Annotated in this window: 3 protein-coding genes; 1 reads left to right on the top strand and 2 read right to left on the bottom strand. The window is 49.5% G+C overall.

The annotated features are described in order from the left end of the window. Positions 1 to 299: 299 nt before the first annotated feature. Both QZ506_RS02305 and QZ506_RS02300 read right to left on the bottom strand, forming a co-directional pair. Positions 300 to 746 carry a YcgN family cysteine cluster protein gene (locus QZ506_RS02305; protein WP_291968764.1) on the bottom strand — a complete coding sequence of 149 codons (447 nt, stop codon included), beginning with the start codon at positions 744 to 746 and terminating at the stop codon, positions 300 to 302. Between the two features lie 147 nt (positions 747 to 893). After that, the gene (locus QZ506_RS02300; RefSeq protein ID WP_291968762.1) at positions 894 to 1,550 is read right to left on the bottom strand and encodes a fumarylacetoacetate hydrolase family protein; all 657 of its coding nucleotides are present in this window, start codon (positions 1,548 to 1,550) and stop codon (positions 894 to 896) included. Positions 1,551 to 1,943: 393 nt separating this feature from the next. On the opposite strand from QZ506_RS02300, the gene QZ506_RS02295 reads away from it, so the two are divergent. Continuing rightward, on the top strand, positions 1,944 to 2,201 hold a 258-nt coding region (locus QZ506_RS02295; RefSeq protein ID WP_291968760.1), incomplete at its 3' end, for a helix-turn-helix domain-containing protein.

Below are 2,201 nucleotides of genomic sequence, written 5' to 3'. Positions count from 1 at the left end.
CCGAGTTCTTCGGCGAGATTGAGCAGGCCGGCTTTGTGTTTGATAATGGGATTGTTAGTATGAAGCATGAGAGTTACCTCGCGTTTTGTTTAAGGATCAGACACCCATATCAAAACCGGTAACTCTCAACCTTTCAAGGTCCCGTGTCAGATCTAGTCGCGACTAATACATATGAGCGTAGAGAGACTTTTCGTCCATGGTGGTGACCTCTGCAACTTAATACGCCATTATCATGCCTTCAGCCACCACAACAAGGGAAGACCCTAATAACAACAATCAAAAACGCTGCACAACAATACTTATCGCGCCCACTCCGGTTTATTCAGGATATGGTCCTGCCAATCGACAACTTCGGTTTCACGCACCGCAATGTGACGCACAGAGATGCGTTCACTGTGCATCAGCGCTTTATTACCTGCTAGTAGCGGATGCCAGCCGGGTAGGCCCTTGCCTTCGTGAATCAATCGATAAGCGCAGGTAGCAGGCAACCAGTCGAAAGAGAGCAGGTTTTCCCGCGTCAATTTGATGCAATCCGGCTCATACTCAAATCGCCGCTCATAGTTGCGGCATTGGCAGGTTTTGATGTTTAACTGATTACAGGCAACGTTGGTGAAGTAGAGTTCCTCCGTGTCTTCATCAATAAGTTTATGCAAGCAGCACTGACCGCAGCCATCACACAGGGACTCCCACTCTTGATCGGACATTTCAGACAAAGTTTTTTGCTGCCAAAAATCGCGTTCGCTCATGCACAGTATCCCATCAATCTTTATGTTATCTGGCAACGCACAAACGACCCGCCAACCACACCTACAACGTGTGGGAGGGGTATAACGGATTTAGCGGAGTGAAGCAAGCGCTTTACCCGTTCCCTATGGGAACGGGTCAGAGAAAGATCAGATAATCCGCGTGGAGAGGCTGCGATCATTGATGGTGATGGTCAGCATATCGCCTGACACAATTGGGCCAACGCCTGCTGGGGTTCCGGTCAGGATCACATCACCCGCGCGCAGTGTGAAAAAGCCGCTCATATAAGCAATCAATGGTAGAATCGGCGTGATCATATCGCGCGTGTTGCCCTGTTGGCGGATTTCATCATTCACTTTCACACCTAAATCCGTCTGCTGCGGATCGCCAAACTCGGCGACGGGAATAAACCCCGAAATCGGGCAAGCGCCATCAAACCCTTTGGCCTTTTCCCATGGGCGACCGGCCTTTTGGCACTCGGATTGAATGTCACGCAGCGTCAAATCCAGCGCAACACCGTAACCGGCAATCGCTCGCGCCACGCGCTCTTCATTCGCCTGCTTAAGCGGCGTGCCAATCAGCACCGCCAATTCAACTTCGTGATGCACCGAACCCAGGTTTTTCGGAATAGCTACCGGTTGGCGCAGATCGCACAATGCGGTCTCAGGTTTGATAAATAGCACGGGTTCAAGAGCGACCGAGTTTCCCATTTCTTTGATGTGGTCTGCGTAGTTACTGCCAACGCAAACCACTTTATTTACCGGAAAATCGAGCAGTGCGCCCTGCCAGTCTCTGTGTTGGTACATGGATATCTCCTGCCCTGTCAGTTGAAAATCACGCTCAGATACCCAGTACATCAGGTAAACCGGTGGGTATCCATTTACGTCAGGGGTTTATTTATACGTCTCTGCGCCAATAAAACAAGCCTGTAGACAGTAATGCGGAAAAATATAAGTAAAGAATTCAACGACAGATCATACTTTTTAAGCGCCGTTAGGCTTTGTTGAATAAATCAGAACTTGTAACGACTGCGCCCCATACGGGTCGATTGTTACGTGATGCGAATACTGTTCGGCATTCCTAATAGCGTGATCCGGTGTATTAGTCGCGACTAGATCTGACACGGGACCTTGAAAGGTTGAGAGTTACAGGTTTTGATATGGGTGCCTAATCCTTAAACAAAACGCGAGGTAACTCTCATGCTTCATACTAACAATCCCATTATCAAACACAAAGCCGGCCTGCTCAATCTCGCCGAAGAACTCGGTAACGTATCAAAAGTATGCAAGATCATGGGCGTGTCACGCGATATATTTTACCGCTATCAGGAACTGGCTGCTGAAGGCGGCATTGATGCGCTGGTTAACCAGAACCGCCGGGTTCCGAACCTGAAGAACCGCGCCGACGAAGCCACTGAACGCGCGGTTGTTGATTATGCTATTGAGTTCCCGCCCCAT

Origin of the sequence: Candidatus Symbiopectobacterium sp. (assembly GCF_020054415.1) — a bacterium.
Classification (GTDB): domain Bacteria; phylum Pseudomonadota; class Gammaproteobacteria; order Enterobacterales; family Enterobacteriaceae; genus Symbiopectobacterium.
Note: the sequence above shows the minus strand (reverse complement) of the source record. Positions and strands in the feature narration are given on the sequence as shown.

What these genes read in the sequence shown, in the direction of transcription:
- QZ506_RS02300 (WP_291968762.1), bottom strand. Translation starts at nt 1,550, where the DNA reads ATGTACCAACACAGAGACTGGCAGGGCGCACTGCTCGATTTTCCGGTA.
- QZ506_RS02305 (WP_291968764.1), bottom strand. Translation starts at nt 746, where the DNA reads ATGAGCGAACGCGATTTTTGGCAGCAAAAAACTTTGTCTGAAATGTCC.